16 protein-coding genes, 1 tRNA gene and 1 pseudogene are annotated in these 14,790 nt (G+C 44.6%); 15 read left to right on the top strand and 3 right to left on the bottom strand.

Annotated elements, in window-relative coordinates:
* Positions 1-143 precede the first annotated feature (143 nt).
* From IM319_RS17910 to IM319_RS17895, 4 genes are all read left to right on the top strand, one after another.
* The gene (locus tag IM319_RS17910) at positions 144-1,190 is read left to right on the top strand and encodes a glucokinase (RefSeq protein WP_287736473.1); all 1,047 of its coding nucleotides are present in this window, start codon (positions 144-146) and stop codon (positions 1,188-1,190) included.
* A gap of 3 nt (positions 1,191-1,193) precedes the next feature.
* Positions 1,194-1,337, top strand: a complete 144-nt coding sequence (locus IM319_RS17905; RefSeq protein WP_287736472.1) for a hypothetical protein — start codon at positions 1,194-1,196, stop codon at positions 1,335-1,337.
* A 173-nt stretch (positions 1,338-1,510) separates the two neighbouring features.
* A tRNA-Gly gene (locus IM319_RS17900) sits at positions 1,511-1,582 on the top strand.
* Between the two features lie 121 nt (positions 1,583-1,703).
* Entirely contained in the window at positions 1,704-3,200 is a 1,497-nt protein-coding gene (locus IM319_RS17895) for a tetratricopeptide repeat protein (RefSeq protein WP_287736471.1), read from the top strand.
* 24 nt (positions 3,201-3,224) lie between these two features.
* Here IM319_RS17895 and trmD read toward each other — a convergent pair whose 3' ends face one another.
* Positions 3,225-3,920, bottom strand: a complete 696-nt coding sequence (gene trmD, locus IM319_RS17890; RefSeq protein WP_286826517.1) for a tRNA (guanosine(37)-N1)-methyltransferase TrmD — start codon at positions 3,918-3,920, stop codon at positions 3,225-3,227.
* A gap of 373 nt (positions 3,921-4,293) precedes the next feature.
* On the opposite strand from trmD, the gene IM319_RS17885 reads away from it, so the two are divergent.
* From IM319_RS17885 to IM319_RS17875, 3 genes are all read left to right on the top strand, one after another.
* Positions 4,294-5,148, top strand: a complete 855-nt coding sequence (locus IM319_RS17885) for a cyanophycinase (RefSeq protein ID WP_287076548.1) — start codon at positions 4,294-4,296, stop codon at positions 5,146-5,148.
* A gap of 107 nt (positions 5,149-5,255) precedes the next feature.
* Positions 5,256-7,889, top strand: a complete 2,634-nt coding sequence (cphA, locus tag IM319_RS17880; protein WP_287736470.1) for a cyanophycin synthetase — start codon at positions 5,256-5,258, stop codon at positions 7,887-7,889.
* 145 nt (positions 7,890-8,034) lie between these two features.
* Positions 8,035-8,160, top strand: coding sequence for a hypothetical protein (locus IM319_RS17875; protein ID WP_287736469.1), 126 nt, complete (start codon positions 8,035-8,037; stop codon positions 8,158-8,160).
* A gap of 147 nt (positions 8,161-8,307) precedes the next feature.
* On the opposite strand, the gene IM319_RS17870 is transcribed toward IM319_RS17875, so the two are convergent.
* Both IM319_RS17870 and rpaB read right to left on the bottom strand, forming a co-directional pair.
* Positions 8,308-8,949 carry a cofactor assembly of complex C subunit B gene (locus IM319_RS17870; protein ID WP_286826514.1) on the bottom strand — a complete coding sequence of 214 codons (642 nt, stop codon included), beginning with the start codon at positions 8,947-8,949 and terminating at the stop codon, positions 8,308-8,310.
* A gap of 9 nt (positions 8,950-8,958) precedes the next feature.
* Positions 8,959-9,687: a response regulator transcription factor RpaB gene (gene rpaB, locus IM319_RS17865; RefSeq protein WP_002781934.1), complete on the bottom strand. Its 729-nt coding sequence runs from the start codon at positions 9,685-9,687 to the stop codon at positions 8,959-8,961.
* Positions 9,688-9,920: 233 nt separating this feature from the next.
* On the opposite strand from rpaB, the gene radA reads away from it, so the two are divergent.
* From radA to IM319_RS22765, 8 genes and pseudogenes are all read left to right on the top strand, one after another.
* On the top strand, positions 9,921-11,447 hold the full coding sequence (gene radA / locus IM319_RS17860; protein ID WP_149986179.1) for a DNA repair protein RadA: 1,527 nt from the start codon (positions 9,921-9,923) through the stop codon (positions 11,445-11,447).
* A gap of 45 nt (positions 11,448-11,492) precedes the next feature.
* Entirely contained in the window at positions 11,493-11,594 is a 102-nt protein-coding gene (gene petL, locus IM319_RS17855) for a cytochrome b6-f complex subunit PetL (RefSeq protein ID WP_002752397.1), read from the top strand.
* Between the two features lie 72 nt (positions 11,595-11,666).
* Entirely contained in the window at positions 11,667-12,122 is a 456-nt protein-coding gene (locus IM319_RS17850) for a DUF29 domain-containing protein (protein WP_287076541.1), read from the top strand.
* A gap of 12 nt (positions 12,123-12,134) precedes the next feature.
* Entirely contained in the window at positions 12,135-12,590 is a 456-nt protein-coding gene (locus tag IM319_RS17845) for a DUF29 domain-containing protein (RefSeq protein WP_287736468.1), read from the top strand.
* An 11-nt stretch (positions 12,591-12,601) separates the two neighbouring features.
* A complete protein-coding gene (locus IM319_RS17840) occupies positions 12,602-13,057 on the top strand; it encodes a DUF29 domain-containing protein (protein ID WP_287736467.1) in 456 nt (151 codons plus the stop codon).
* Positions 13,058-13,069: 12 nt separating this feature from the next.
* Entirely contained in the window at positions 13,070-13,528 is a 459-nt protein-coding gene (locus IM319_RS17835) for a DUF29 domain-containing protein (RefSeq protein WP_287736466.1), read from the top strand.
* Complete coding sequence (locus IM319_RS17830) at positions 13,521-14,450, top strand: lysylphosphatidylglycerol synthase transmembrane domain-containing protein (RefSeq protein WP_286826510.1); 930 nt, start codon at positions 13,521-13,523, stop codon at positions 14,448-14,450. Before IM319_RS17835 ends, IM319_RS17830 begins: the two co-directional genes overlap by 8 nt.
* A 237-nt stretch (positions 14,451-14,687) precedes the next feature.
* Positions 14,688-14,790 (top strand): annotated as a pseudogene (locus IM319_RS22765) (Uma2 family endonuclease); the annotation flags it as partial.

The raw sequence follows: 14,790 nt of genomic DNA, 5'->3' as shown, positions 1-14,790 counted from the left end.
GGAGCGACGATTAATCAATCCTTAATTAGGGCTTAGGCATTACCATGTTTAACTATAGTATAGAATTAGTGGCCTTTAAATTTACCTGGGGAGAAGCGGTAAAAAAACTATAATTATGGGGACAAACTGAGGTAAAAACCAACATGACGATTCTTTTAGGGGGAGATATCGGGGGAACTAAAACAATCCTGCGTTTAGTGGATTGCCAAAACTCAGCCGATAGTCCCCAACCCCGGCTAACTACTCTCGATCAAGAAATTTATCCTAGTAAACAATACCCCGATCTGGTGCCGATCGTCCAGCAGTTTTTGGCCCGACAAGTCACTATTCCCTCGGTGGAAAAAGCCTGTTTCGGTATTGCCGGTCCAGTGGTTAACAATAGTTCCGAATTGACTAATTTAAGTTGGTTCCTAACTGGCGATCGCCTAAGCCAGGAGCTGCAGATTGAGCGAGTAAAATTAATTAATGATTTTGCGGCGATCGGTTATGGGGTGTTAGGATTAGCCCCAGAGGAGCTGCACAATCTACAGTCGGCCCCGGCAGTACCAGAGGCCCCGATTGCGGTTATTGGTGCAGGAACTGGGTTAGGAGAGGGTTTTTTGATTCCTATCTCGAAAGGTAAATATCGGGTGTTTGGTAGTGAGGGTTCCCACGCCGATTTTGCCCCTCGATCGAGTTTAGAATATCAACTATTAAATTATCTCTTGGAACTCTATAATATCGAGCGCATTTCGGTGGAGCGAGTGGTTTCCGGGCAAGGAATCACTTCTATCTATCGATTTCTCCACGATAGTAACTATAGTCAGTCATCACCGGCCATGGCGGAAATTTACCGCACTTGGTTAGAAGAAATGGGTAAACCGCAAAAAACCGTCGATTTAGCGGCTAAAATTGCCAGTTTTGCCCAAGATGACTCGGATTATCTCTGTTATCAAACCATGAAAATCTTTGTCGAGGCCTACGGTGCGGAAGCGGGCAATTTAGCCCTCAAGTTGCTTCCCTACGGAGGATTATACATCGCGGGAGGGATTGCGGCCAAAAATCTTCCCCTAATGACCGAGGGTAGCTTTATGAAGGCTTTTCGGGCTAAAGGTCGGATGAGGGAGCTATTAAGCAATATTCCCGTTTATATCGTTCTTAATACCGAAGTGGGACTAATGGGGGCAGTTTCCTGCGCTAGTCAGCTATGAGCGATGGTTGACTGGATTTTACCAACAGCAGCAGCGATTAAGGCAAGCGATCAAAAAAATGTTCTCCATCACGGTTTTCCTGCCCTTGGCTGTACTTGGGGGGGCTTAGATGTTATTTTTGGGGTTTATCGACAAAAGCCGCTATAAAGCCGAAAAAATGCCGAGCAACAGCTAGAAAAAGCCCTACTGTCCTGTCAGGAAAAAATGTTAAATTGCGACTGGGCCAGTTTTGCCGACAAACTGCACTGGTGCGGTGATGGAAAACAGCCTAGGGCCGTTGCTCTGGCTGGGGGGTCAATGCTATGATTAGGAAGACTTTAGCGGGTATAGTTCAGTGGTAGAACGTCACCTTCCCAAGGTGAATGTCGCGCGTTCGAGTCGCGTTACCCGCTTCTGACGACAATTGATGTAATATATGAATTAAATGGCAAGATGGGCATGAGCAAGTTAACCCCTTTGGTTGTTAACTGTCCTGTCAAGCTGCTCTAGGGCAAAGATAATCCTATCGCTACCATGAAACTAATTATCGGGGGACGTTACCAAGTTATTAAACCCCTAAGTCAAGGGGCTTTTGGTCAAACTTTTTTAGCCCAAGATAACTATCGCCGCGGCCGTCCTCAATGTGTGGTCAAACAGTTAATGCCCCAAGTGGTTAACGAAGTTACTATAGGATTATTTGAGAGTGAGGCCAGAGCTTTAGAAAAACTCGGCCATCATCCTCAAATACCGCAATTTTTCGCCAGTTTTCAGGAAAATAAGTCTTTTTATATCGTTCAAGAATTTATCGATGGTCACGATCTTAGTCAGGAAATCTCTAATGGTAAGCGTTTAGAAGAGAGTCAGGTAATTCAGTTATTAAAAGATATCTTGGAAGTTCTGGCTTTTGTCCACCAAAATAATATCATTCACCGAGATATAAAACCCAATAATATTATCCGTCGCCACGAGGGCAAGTTGGTTTTAATCGACTTTGGTGGAGTCAAACAAGTGGGGACTCAATGGCTAAAAGCAAAACAGACCAGTGTGTCCATTGGGATTGGCACCCCTGGTTATATGCCTAGTGAACAGGCGCAAAATAAACCGCGATTGTCTAGCGATGTCTATGCCGTGGGAATCATCGCTATTCAAGCCTTAACTGGTCTCAACCCGACGCAATTTCCCGAAGATGCCGAAACCGGAGAAATCGCTTGGCGCGATCAGGCCGATGTTAGAGATGATCTAGCAGTTATTATCGATAAAATGACCCGTTATGACTGGCGCCAACGCTTTCCCTCGGCAGCAGAAGTTTTAGATGCCATAAAACAGTTACTGCAATTGCGTCACCAACAAGCTTTAATCAGGGAAATTTCACCAGAGGAGCTGTTTTATCGCGGTAACGCACACCTCGATTTGGGGCAGCATCGCGAAGCAGTTCAATTGTATCAGCAGTCCCTGCGAAAAAAGCCCAATTTTGTCAATGCTTGGTATAATCGCGGTCTGGCCTTGCAAAGATTAGGGCGTTTTCCCGAAGCTTTAGGGTCTTTTAATCAGGTAATTCAATTAGAGAATAATAATGCTCGGGCTTGGTTTTATCGCGGCATCGCTTTAGCTAATTTACGACAAATCAGCGCCGCAATCGCATCTTGGGATAAGGCAATTCAACTGCAGCCAGATTATCTGGAAGCATGGCATTACAAGGGCATGATTTTATGTCGGATGCAACGTTATGCCGAAGGTCTAGCGGCCTATAATAAAGCCCTGGCCATTAAATCCGATGCTAATGTTTGGTTTAGCAAAGGCGAAGCTTTACGGGAATTAGAACGACTCAGTGAAGCGGTCGCCGCTTATAATAAGGCTTTACAGTTACAATCCCAAAAGGCTGAGGCATGGTATCAACGGGGTTGTTGTCTCTACAAGTTAAAATGTTTCTCGGAAGCAGTGGTTTCTTTTAACCAAACCCTACAACTAGAGCCTAGCCATCAATTCGCTCTCCAACAACGGAATTTAGCCCTTAATCACCTGAAATTGTAGGCAGCGAGCCAGCATTTTGGGGGATTAATCCTGTTCCTCTAGCCATTTTTGCCAGATATCCGGACGACGTTCCTTAGTGCGATCGAGTTGTTGTTGATAGCGCCAATCGGCGATATACTGATGATTACCCGATCGCAAAACCGGCGGCACTTGCCAACCGCGAAAGACCGGCGGCCGAGTATATTGGGGATAATCCAATAAACCTGCCTCAAAACTCTCCAATTTCAACGATTCTGCCTTACCTACCGTCCCAGGTAACAACCGCGTCACCCCGTTAATAATCGCTAAAGCAGGGATTTCCCCACAAGTTAGGACAAAATCCCCTAAAGATACCTCTCTAGTCACCAAATGCTCACAAACCCGCTCATCTACCCCTTCATAATGCCCGCAGATGAGAATTAACTGCTGATAACTACCGGCCCAAGTTTTCAGTAAAGCTTGATTGAGAGGTTCCCCCTGGGGAGTCATCAGCACAATCTCCCGGGGTGGTAAAATTTCTAAAGACTCGATCGCCTCAAAAATTGGCTCTGGTTTTAATAACATTCCCACACCACCACCGTAGGGTTCATCATCGACACGACGGTGTTTATCGTGGGCAAAATCCCGGAGATTGAGCAAATTTACCCTAGCGATGTCGCGTTCGAGAGCTTTTGCCAACAACCCCGACTGCAGCGGTGAGGTAAAAAAATCGGGAAAGAGAGTAATGATGTCAAACTGCACGGGAAAAATTAAGGCCTAGACTGGGATAGTGTTTAATGTATCATTTTGTCACGGTTCGATCGGTTAAAATCTTGCTAATTTGGCGCTAGTCTATCTCGATAACATGATAGACTATGCTGTACTGTCTAGGGGTTTTTCTGGCTCTAGCTTGAGTGATCGAAGTCTAGCCTAGACTTAAAGTTAACTAACAGTCCGTCATTGCCAGTGGCTCGAAGAAAATTGCTAAAATCGCCTCTACTATTGCTTGATGTCCCGAAAAATATTCCTAAACCGCATTTTTTTCCGTCAACCGTTCAGGGAAAATAACATCAAGATACTTGTCCATCTTCCCGAAAAACCTTCCATCCCTAAAAATGTCTATTCGTTCAGTGACATGATCATCGAGCTAGAAACCCAACACCACGAAAATCCTACCCCCATATCTCTCAAAACGGCGATTTTAGTCATTGGTGGTGCCGAGGATAAAGTCCACGGTAAAGAGATACTGCACACCTTTTGGAATCGCGCCGGGGGTAGCGAAGCGGTGATCGCTATTGTTCCCTCCGCTTCCAGAGAACCGGTTTTAATTGGCGATCGCTATCAGAAGATTTTCGAGGAAATGGGAGCAAAATACGTCAAAGTTATCGATATTCGCGATCGTGTACAGGGAGAAGACCCCCAATTTCAAGCTTACATCGAAGAATGTACAGGTGTATTTATGACCGGAGGCGACCAGCTGCGTTTATGCGGTTTGCTCTCCGATACCCCCCTGATGGAAAGGATCAGACAAAGAGTGCAACAGGGAGAACTGACTCTGGCCGGAACTAGCGCCGGGGCCGCCGTTATGGGTCATCACATGATTGCTGGGGGCAGCAGCGGGGAAGCACCCAATCGGGCCCTAGTAGATATGGCCATGGGATTAGGTCTCATTCCTGAAGTCATTGTCGATCAACACTTCCACAATCGCAACCGCATGGCTCGGTTAATGAGCGCTATCTCCGGTTATCCCGAACGTTTAGGAATTGGCATCGATGAGGATACCTGCGCTATGTTTGAACGGGATGGCACGATGACGGTAATCGGCTGCGGTACAGTGACGGTAATTGATGCTAGGGAAATGTCCCACACCAACCACCATCACGTCACCGCTAACGAACCCCTGAGTCTGCATAATCTGCGGGTACATATTCTTGCCTACGGTGATGGCTATCATCTCAAAAAACAGCAAGTGATCGCTAAATTAGGGTAAAAAAACTCCCGAAAAACTGTTCATAGTGAACAGTCTAGTAATCTCGGAAAACCAGACAATAAACAACGGCTTCTTTGTGCTTCTCAACAGCGAACATCAGCTATATCATGAAAATTATCAGAACCCAAACCCTGCGCGGTCCCAACTACTGGAGTATTCGTCGCGACAAGCTCATTGTTATGCGTCTAGATCTCGAAGAGCTCGCAGAGAAGCCATCGAATGAAATCCCAGGCTTTTACGAGGGATTAATCGACGTTCTCCCCAGTTTAGTCGAACATTACTGCTCCCCCGGTTATCGCGGCGGTTTCTTTGAACGAGTCCGCACTGGTACTTATATGGGCCATATTATCGAACATATCGCCCTAGAATTGCAGGAACTGGCAGGAACTCCCGTCGGGTTTGGTCGCACTAGAGGCACCTCCACCCCCGGAGTCTATAACGTGGTATTTGAGTACGTTGACGAGCAAGCGGGACGTTATGCAGGTCGGGCCGCCGTGCGTTTGTGTCAATCCCTTGTCGATACGGGAACCTATTCTAAGGAAGAATTGGCCCAGGATTTAGCCGATTTACGCGATTTATGCAATAATGCCGCCCTTGGTCCGAGTACCGAAACCATCGTCAAAGAAGCACAAGCTAGAAATATCCCCTGGTTACTCCTGAGCGCTCGTTCCATGGTGCAATTGGGCTATGGCGTTCACCAAAAGCGCATTCAAGCCACTTTAAGCAGTTTTTCGGGGATTTTAGCCGTTGAGTTGGCCTGTGACAAGGAAGGCACGAAAACTATCCTCAAGGATGGAGGGATTCCAGTCCCCCGGGGTACGGTGATTCAATACTTGGATGAATTGCCAGCGGCAATCGAGGAAGTGGGAGGATTTCCCATCGTGATTAAACCCCTCGATGGCAACCACGGCCGCGGCATCAGCATCGATGTTAAAAATCAACAGGAAGCAGAGGAAGCCTATGATCTAGCCAGTGCCGCCTCGAAAACCCGCAACGTGATCGTAGAAAGGTACTATAAAGGCAGTGATCACCGAATTTTAGTCATCAATGGCAAAGTCGCCGCCGTGGCCGAACGGATCCCCGCTCACGTCGTCGGTGATGGGCGCTCAACTATAGAAGAATTAATCGAAATTACTAATCGGGATCCCAACCGGGGTGACGGTCACGCCAACGTTTTAACTAAAATAACCATTGACAAAACCGCCCTTAATGTGCTAGGAAAACAGGGCTATGAATTAACCAGCATTTTACCCCAAGGTGCGATCGCCTATCTGCGGGCCACCGCTAATTTAAGCACCGGCGGCATCGCCGTGGATCGTACCGACGAAATTCACCCCGAAAACGTCTGGATCGCCCAAAGAGTGGCAAAATTAATCGGTTTGGACATTGCCGGTATCGATGTGGTGACAGATGATATCCGCAAACCCCTGAAAGAAGTGGACGGGGTAATCGTAGAAGTCAACGCTGCCCCCGGTTTTCGGATGCACGTCGCCCCTAGTCGCGGTTTACCCCGCAATATCGCCGCCCCAGTTATCGATATGTTATTTCCCCCCGGGACTCCCAGTCGCGTGCCGATTCTGGCGATTACGGGAACTAACGGCAAAACCACCACTAGCCGCTTAATTTCTCATATTTGCCGACAAACGGGGAAAGTAGTCGGATTTACCACGACGGACGGGGTATATATCGATGATTATCTGGTAGAAAAGGGCGATAACACCGGTCCCTACAGCGCCGGTATGATTTTGAAGGAGCCCACAGTCGAGATTGCCGTGTTAGAAACGGCCCGGGGTGGTATCCTGCGATCGGGTTTAGCCTTTAATCAGTGCGATGTGGGAGTGGTGTTAAATGTGGCCGCCGACCATTTGGGTATCGGGGATATCGACACCATCGAACAGATGGCGAAGGTAAAAAGCGTTGTGGCCGAGGTGGTTAGCGCCGAGGGTTACGCGGTCTTAAATGCCGATGACCCTTTGACCGTTAGTATGGCCGAAAAAGTAAAGGGAAGAGTCGCTTATTTTTCCATGAGTCCCGATAACCCGATTATTCACGACCATATCCGTCGCGGTGGCATGGCCGCCATTTATGAGAATGGCTATCTGTCGATTCTAGAGGGAGAATGGACGCTGAGAATCGAGGAAGCGGTCAATATTCCCGTGACTATGCAGGGAATGGCTCCTTTTATGATTGCTAACGCCTTGGCCGCCTGTTTAGCGACTTTTGTGCAGGGTATCGATATCGAGTTAATTCGCCAAGGAGTCCGAACTTTTAAACCTTCCGTGGCCCAGACCCCCGGCAGGATGAACCTGTTTGACTTGGGACATCATCACGCTTTAATCGATTATGCCCATAATCCCGCCGGATACGAAGCCGTCGGCGGTTTTGTCGGCAATTGGTCCGGGGAAAAAGTCGGCGTGGTTGGGGGACCTGGCGATCGACGCGATGATGATTTAATTTTATTAGGGAAATTATCGGCGCGAATGTTCGATCGAATTATTGTCAAGGAAGATAACGATACTCGCGGTCGCCGACGGGGGGAAGTGGCCGATTTAATTCTCAGGGGAATTAGCCAAGAAAATGCCAGTATGCGTCCGGAAGTTATTCTCGATGAAACGGAGGCTTTAGAGAAGGCTTTAAGCACGGTTTCTGAGGGGGGTTTAGTGGTAATTTTCCCGGAAAGTGTCACCCAGGCGATCGATTTGATCGAGAAACATCAACCCCCTACTGATGATCGGGGTTAGCAGTTAGGAAAAATAGCTAGAAAATAAAGTAGTGCCAACTGTTACTGAGTACGATGGTTTAATCAAAATCAGCCGAAATCCCTATATGAGAGTGTCGATTTGATTTGTACTTCCCCACCTTTTGCCTTAGTAAGAAAAAAAGAGTATGGCAATGTGGACGCTGATGATTACGTTGACTGGTTTAAAATATTTGCTGGTGAATTTTATCGTAAAGAAAGAGTTGGGCTTAACTGATGATACAATTGACGAGATAGAAATTGAAGATAAATAAAATTTCAAAAAATATTCAGTTGGCTGTCAGTTAACGATTTTTAAAAGCTTCGATCGCTGGCAAAGTATCGCTATCTCGCCATTGAGATAACTGCCGCTAATTGCCTACTCTCATCTGAACCAAATTCTTAAATCTTACTGAAATCGTCTAAAACTGACTGAAAGTGTCGGCTAATTTATCAGCAATTCCCTCGATCCAAATTTCATCTTGTTTAGTATAACTGCGCGGCGCATTGGCCGCCAAAATTAACACCCCTTCCTTACCGATGGGTTGACAGATTAAGCCTTGGGTGTTTTCTGGCAAATAGTCAAACTCGATTTTAGCGGGATATAAATTTAAATTAACTAAATAAACGGCTTTACCGGTTTCTAAAACTCTTTTGATAATATTACTAACTTTAACTTCAGAATTCTCCCTTAGGATACCGCGACGTAATAAAACTTCTCCCCGATAATAAACGATCAGAGATTTTGTCACGGTGTTAGTTAAAAGTAAATGGGAAGCCCAAGCAAGCTCAATTTTAACCGGTTCTGGCAAATCTGGGGCAAATTCCAGGCCTTCGCGCCCGATTAATTCCACAGCATCCGGTAAGCGGGGTTGAACTCTTTGCCAGATTAAACCCACCAAAATTAAAACCCCACTCAAAATCACTCCCATCACATCGGAACGCGCTTGCGATGGGGTTAAATCGGCAGTGGCAAAACGATTAAACATTAATACCGTACCCCCGACGATGCCGGCGAACAGGGGTAACAGTCTTAAAATACGATCGGGATCAGCTTGTGCCATAGCTGAGAACTATTCCTCGTCTGGTTCTAGAATACGTTGAAAAAGATAGCCTGTACCTCTAGCGGTGAGAATTAACTCAGGATTGCTGGGATCATCCTCTAATTTGGCTCGTAAACGGGAAATATGCACATCTACCACCCGCGTATCCACATGACGTTCGGGGGTATAACCCCAAACTTCCTGAAGGATTTCCGAGCGCGAAAAAGCTTCTCCCGATCGACTGACCAATAATTCTAGTAAACTAAATTCCATACCGGTCAGACGGATGCGTTCATCCCCCTTATAAACTTGGCGTTTATTGGTATCGATTTTAATTGAACCGATATGAATCACACCAGAACTGGGAATCCCCGGGGCGCCATTTTTCTCTACCCGACGCAACACCGAACGAATCCGCGCTTCGAGTTCTTTGGGAGAAAAAGGTTTAACTACATAGTCATCCGCGCCCAATTCTAGCCCGGTAATTCGATCGGCCACATCCCCCAAAGCCGTTAACATAATGATAGGAATATCCGATTCTTTGCGGAGTTCCTGACAGACACCGTAACCGTCTAATTTCGGCATCATCACATCCAAAACCACTAAATCGGGTTCAGCGGTTCGGAAGGTTTCTAAAGCTTCCTCTCCGTCGGCGGCGGTGACGACTTCATAACCAATCATCGACAAACGAGTCTCTAAGATACGACGGATGCTGGCTTCATCATCAACAACGAGAATTTTTTCCTTCTGGTTCTCCAACTGACTTAACACTCCTTAGTTAAATAGTGTGATGAATTTTAAAGTTAAATAACGAGCGTTCCTGTTTATAGAATATCCTTTTGCCGTTATCATTAAGCCTAAATTTCCTATTTTATTTCTTTTATGGCAATTATCAATAACTTTAGGGTCTTGCTTCCCCTATATCATACTTAATTAAATTTGACAAGAGAATTGATCCCCAAACCGCTTTTCTGCAACTTTTCTTAAAAAACATGGCGAAATCGCGAACAATATATATATGTAGCGCTTGTGGGGCGGAATCTCCCCAATGGTTGGGAAAATGCCCCAGTTGTGACACCTACGGGACTTTAGAAGAACAAGTGGTGGCTGGTGGCAATAATCCGGCGGTAAATCGCCCAGGATGGCAAAATAGTCGCCCAAATAACGGCAAAGGGCAACGCAACCCCCAACCCCGCATCTCGGTTCGCTTCTCGGAAATTACCCAGTATGAACAGGAACGTTTTCCCTCCGGTTACGGGGAATTTGATCGCGTCCTCGGTGGTGGCATCGTCCCCGGTTCTCTTGTACTAATCGGCGGCGATCCGGGCATCGGCAAATCGACGCTTTTACTGCAAGTTACCAACCAACTCGCCCAAAGATTACCGCGCATCCTCTACGTTTCCGCCGAAGAATCGGGACAACAGATTAAACTGCGGGCTGCCCGTTTGGGGGTGGGAGTGGTTGCCGTGGAGTCGGAAAATAATGGCAATGGCAAGGAGAAAAAAGCCTCTGAATCAACCTCAGAACTCGATAATCATCTCTACGTTCTGCCAGAAACCGATTTAGAGGAAATTTTGCGAGAATTAGAATCTCTACGCCCACAGGTGGCGGTAATTGACAGTATTCAAACTCTTTATTTTGGGGCGTTAACTTCCGCACCGGGATCTGTCGCCCAAGTTCGCGAATGTACCTCCGCCTTGATGCAGGTGGCAAAACGGGAGAATATTACTTTATTAATTGTCGGTCATGTGACTAAAGAAGGGGCGATCGCCGGTCCGCGAGTTTTGGAACATTTGGTCGATACGGTGTTATATTTTGAAGGCGATCGCTATGCCTCCCATCGTCTCTTAAGATCCGTGAAAAACCGTTTTGGGGCAACCCATGAGATCGGTATTTTCGAGATGGTGGATCACGGTTTGGTGGAAGTGGAAAACCCCTCGGAATTGTTTTTAGGCAATCGCGACGAATTTTCCCCCGGTACGGCGACGGTGGTAGCCTGTGAAGGTACACGCCCGATTGTGGTGGAGTTACAGGCATTAGTTAGCCCCACCAGCTACGCTTCCCCCCGAAGATCGACCACGGGCATAGAATACAACCGATTACAGCAAATTCTCGCCGTTTTAGAAAAGCGCGTCGGTATTCCTTTATCGAAATTAGATGCCTATGTTGCCTCCGCAGGAGGGTTGGGAGTGGAAGAACCGGCGGCGGATCTGGGAGTTGCGATCGCTGTTGTCGCCAGTTTTCGCGATCGAGTCGTGGATCCGCGTACAGTCTTAATCGGGGAAGTGGGATTAGGCGGACAAGTGCGCCTAGTGTCGCAAATGGAACTAAGATTAAAAGAAGCGGCGAAATTGGGCTTTAAACGGGCGATTGTCCCTAGAGGTCAAGTTTATCCCGAAGATGTGGGCTTAGAAATTGTTCCAGTCGGCAAGGTAATCGAGGCAATTGTCGCCGCAATCCCCCCCCAGCAGCGCTTTGGGGAAGATATAGAAGACGAGGAAGGGGAAGGGCAAGAATAACGGTACAATGCTAAAAAAGATTAAATTACTTGGGAGATTTTCACCATGTCTGTGTTAGCTGTTGCTGCTTTGGCGGGTTATCTGATCGTTTTTACCGGAATTGCCCTCGGTCTCTTTTTCGGTCTGCGCTCCGCTAAAATTATCTAGTATCTAAACAGTAAAAAAGCTGTAGTGATCGGTTTAACTGGTCACTATTGCCAATTCTAGGGGAAATAAAAAATGACTGTTATTCCCGACTTAAAAACTCTCTACGAAATTGATGATTCTCTCTGGTTAGAAGAAACTATAGAACTGCTCAAGGCTAAAAATTTTGAAGCGTTAGATTTAGACAATTTAATCGAGGAGTTAGAAGATTTGGGAAACGAGAAGAAGTTTCGTGTGGCTAGTTTTTTACAGCAAATTATTCGTCATGCTTTGTTACTGCAATTTTGGATAAGCGAAAGAGAATATAATCAGGCTCATTGGCAAGCAGAGATAATAAGTTTTCAATATCAGTTAAAGCGCTATTTAACTACAAATCTTCGTCAATATCTAGAACAGGAATTTGAGCAAATTTACTTTGAGTCCCTGCGATACGTTCGTCAAAAAAACGATAATAAAGTCAACTTTCCTGATACCTGTCCCTACAGTTTAGAAGAACTTCTCGATCCTAATTGGCTACCACGTTACGAATAAAGGAGATAAAAAATGACTGTTATTACCGACTTAAAAATTCTCTACGAAATTGATGATTCCCTCTGGTTAGAAGAAACCATAGAACTGCTCAAGGCTAAAAGATTTGACGCTTTAGATTTAGAGAATTTAATCGAGGAGTTAGAAGATTTGGGAAACGAAAAAAAGTTTCGTGTTGCCAGTTTATTAGAGCAAATTATTAGACATTTTTTACTCCTACAGTTTTGGACAAATGAAAGAGAATATAATCAGGATCACTGGGAGTTAGAAATAGTCAACTTTCAAATTCAGCTAAAAAGAGGCTTAACCACCAATCTCCGTAATTATTTACAAAATGAATTAACTAATATTTATGAAGATGCAGTTTTCTTTGTGCGGAAAAAGACAAAGAATAAAGTTACTTTCCCTGATACTTGTCCCTACAGTTTAGAAGAACTTCTCGATCCTAATTGGCTACCACATTATGAATAAAGGAGATGATAATGACTGTTATTCCCGACTTAAAAACTCTCTACGAAATTGATGATTCTCTCTGGTTAGAAGAAACCGTCGAACTCTTGAAAGCGAGAAGATTTGACACTTTAGATTTAGAGAATTTAATCGAGGAGTTAGAAGACTTGGGCAGCGAAAAAAAGTTTCGTGTTGCTAGTTTTTTACAGCAAATTATTCGTCATGCTTTGTTACTGCAATTTTGGACAAAGGAAAGAGAATATAATCAAAGTCATTGGGAGTCAGAACTGGTAAATTTTCAAGATCAATTAAATACCTACCTAACGGCAAGTTTACGGAAATATTTAGAACAGGAATTTGATAATATTTATCAGAAGGCAATCCGTTATGTGAGAAAAAAGACCAACAATCAAGTCAACTTTCCCAATACTTGTCCCTACAGTTTAGAAGAACTTCTCGATCCTAATTGGCTACCATCTTACGAATAAAGGAGATAAAAAATGACTGTTATTCCCGACTTAAAAACTCTCTACGAAATTGATGATTCTCTCTGGTTGGAAGAAACTATAGAACTCTTAAAAGCGAAGAGATTTGACGCTTTAGACTTAGAAAACTTAATCGAGGAATTAGAAGACTTGGGAAACGAAAAAAAGTTTCGTGTTGCTAGTTTTTTACAGCAAATTATTAGAGATTGTTTATTATTACAGTTTTGGACAGAGGAAAGAACATATAATCGTAGTCATTGGCGTTCAGAAATCGTCAATTTCAAAAACCAGATCGACACTTATTTAACTACTAATCTCCGCAATTATCTCACTAAAGAATTACCTCGTATTTACCAGAAAGCTTTAAATTATGTTAGAGAAAAAACCGATAATCAAGTTAGTTTTCCTGGGGAATGTCCCTACAGTTTAGAAAATCTGCTCGATCTCAATTGGTTTCCTCCAGAAAATGAATAAAGGAAAAAACGAAATGCTGAAAAAGTTTCTACGTTGGCTGATTATTGGTGGAACCTTATTTTTTGTTCTCAGTAACCTTAAAAATAACTGGGATAACGTCACCTCAGTTAGAATTGAAAATCACGGCTGGTTATTTCTTTTCTTGGCACTTGTCACCACCATTATCGCTCAAATTTGGGCAGGATGGGTGTGGACATGGATACTCAAAAGCTATCAACAACCGATTAAACCCTCCACAGGAATTGGCATCTATATGATTACCAATTTAGGAAAATATCTACCCGGTAATATCGGCCACTTTTATGCTCGCATTGTGGCAATTAATAAAGCAGGAAGTGATTGGGGAACCGCTAGTTTAAGCGTTGTATTAGAACTTTTATTGCTGGTGTGTGCAGCCTTAGCCATAGCAGTTATTGGTAGTGGTTTAGGTTGGATGAAATCTAGCTCAAGTCTAGGGATACAGATATTAGTTTTAGGATTAATTTTAATCGGCATTCATCCCAAATTTTTAAATTATCCTCTGAAAATCCTTAGCCAAAAGAAAAAGATTGCTCAAGAACCTGTTTATCTAACTAAATATCCTCTTGTACCTCTCCTGGGTGAAACTGGATTTTTATTGTGGCGCGGTGCGGGGTTTATTTTAGCTTGGATGGTATTAAAAATGATTACCCCCGCTCAGATTTTACCCCTCTTAGGAACCTTTAGTTTTGCTTGGTTATTGGGTTTAGTTGTCCCCGGTGCGCCGGGAGGATTAGGAGTTTTTGAAGCCACAGTAATCGCACTTTTAGACGCAGAAAAATTTCCCGCCGCCAACGTACTTATCACCGTTGCTATCTATCGTTTAATTAGCATTCTCTCTGAAGTCATTGCCGCCGGAATCGGGACAAAATTAGTTAAAGATAAAGCCAAGTTTTTTGGTTAGCTTAAGGATATTATACTAAATCTGGTTATTAAAAACTGATTATCTATTGCTCCTTTTTAGTATTAGTCGGTTGTGTTAGCCCAATGTAACGCACCCAGAAGAAAAGTTTTGATCATTGTTAACCGAAGATAATTTTCTCAACTCCTAACATCTATCTCCTGACTCCCAAATTCTGATGTAACATAGGATCAATAATCAGCAAAAACATGGATACTCCCACCTAGAGAGGCCGAAAAAATGACGATTGCCAAAAGCGACGAAACTGCCACCTCTCCGGCACTGATAGAAGAAGATTTCGAGGACTTCTGGGAACCCACCCCACCCCCCACAGACTTAATTT

This window comes from Microcystis sp. M113S1 (assembly GCF_020246945.1).
In the GTDB taxonomy this organism is placed as follows: Bacteria; Cyanobacteriota; Cyanobacteriia; order Cyanobacteriales; family Microcystaceae; genus Microcystis.
Note: the sequence above shows the minus strand (reverse complement) of the source record. Positions and strands in the feature narration are given on the sequence as shown.

What these genes read in the sequence shown, in the direction of transcription:
- IM319_RS17910 (WP_287736473.1), top strand. Translation starts at nt 144, where the DNA reads ATGACGATTCTTTTAGGGGGAGATATCGGGGGAACTAAAACAATCCTG.
- IM319_RS17905 (WP_287736472.1), top strand. Translation starts at nt 1,194, where the DNA reads ATGGTTGACTGGATTTTACCAACAGCAGCAGCGATTAAGGCAAGCGAT.
- IM319_RS17895 (WP_287736471.1), top strand. Translation starts at nt 1,704, where the DNA reads ATGAAACTAATTATCGGGGGACGTTACCAAGTTATTAAACCCCTAAGT.
- IM319_RS17885 (WP_287076548.1), top strand. Translation starts at nt 4,294, where the DNA reads ATGATCATCGAGCTAGAAACCCAACACCACGAAAATCCTACCCCCATA.
- cphA (WP_287736470.1), top strand. Translation starts at nt 5,256, where the DNA reads ATGAAAATTATCAGAACCCAAACCCTGCGCGGTCCCAACTACTGGAGT.
- IM319_RS17875 (WP_287736469.1), top strand. Translation starts at nt 8,035, where the DNA reads ATGGCAATGTGGACGCTGATGATTACGTTGACTGGTTTAAAATATTTG.
- IM319_RS17870 (WP_286826514.1), bottom strand. Translation starts at nt 8,949, where the DNA reads ATGGCACAAGCTGATCCCGATCGTATTTTAAGACTGTTACCCCTGTTC.
- radA (WP_149986179.1), top strand. Translation starts at nt 9,921, where the DNA reads ATGGCGAAATCGCGAACAATATATATATGTAGCGCTTGTGGGGCGGAA.
- petL (WP_002752397.1), top strand. Translation starts at nt 11,493, where the DNA reads ATGTCTGTGTTAGCTGTTGCTGCTTTGGCGGGTTATCTGATCGTTTTT.
- IM319_RS17850 (WP_287076541.1), top strand. Translation starts at nt 11,667, where the DNA reads ATGACTGTTATTCCCGACTTAAAAACTCTCTACGAAATTGATGATTCT.
- IM319_RS17845 (WP_287736468.1), top strand. Translation starts at nt 12,135, where the DNA reads ATGACTGTTATTACCGACTTAAAAATTCTCTACGAAATTGATGATTCC.
- IM319_RS17840 (WP_287736467.1), top strand. Translation starts at nt 12,602, where the DNA reads ATGACTGTTATTCCCGACTTAAAAACTCTCTACGAAATTGATGATTCT.
- IM319_RS17835 (WP_287736466.1), top strand. Translation starts at nt 13,070, where the DNA reads ATGACTGTTATTCCCGACTTAAAAACTCTCTACGAAATTGATGATTCT.
- IM319_RS17830 (WP_286826510.1), top strand. Translation starts at nt 13,521, where the DNA reads ATGAATAAAGGAAAAAACGAAATGCTGAAAAAGTTTCTACGTTGGCTG.